The organism is Globicatella sp. HMSC072A10 (assembly GCF_001811625.1).
GTDB classification, from domain to species: domain Bacteria; phylum Bacillota; class Bacilli; order Lactobacillales; family Aerococcaceae; genus Globicatella; species Globicatella sanguinis.
The window spans coordinates 1-271 of sequence record NZ_KV805736.1; the positions used below are offsets into that span (position 1 = coordinate 1).

At 52.8% G+C, this 271-nt stretch carries 2 tRNA genes; both read right to left on the reverse strand.

The window, feature by feature from the left end:
- Positions 1-80 precede the first annotated feature (80 nt).
- A tRNA-Ile gene (locus HMPREF2811_RS06550) sits at positions 81-154 on the reverse strand.
- A 9-nt stretch (positions 155-163) separates the two neighbouring features.
- Positions 164-237: transfer RNA gene (locus tag HMPREF2811_RS06555), tRNA-Met, on the reverse strand.
- Between the last annotated feature and the right edge of the window lie 34 nt (positions 238-271).

Below are 271 nucleotides of genomic sequence, written 5' to 3' on the forward strand. Positions count from 1 at the left end.
TTCCCTTCAGCCGGACTTGGGTAATCCTCCATATGATACGTTTGATATGCTTTTATCCTTTTCTCTTGTCCTACAAGACATGGACCTTGCAGGACTCGAACCTGCGACCGGACGGTTATGAGCCGTCTGCTCTAACCAACTGAGCTAAAGGTCCCAGTGCTTATAGCGGCGAAGGGGATCGAACCCATGACCTCCCGGGTATGAACCGGACGCTCTAGCCAGCTGAGCTACACCGCCATGAATGGAGAATAGCGGGATTGAACCGCTGACC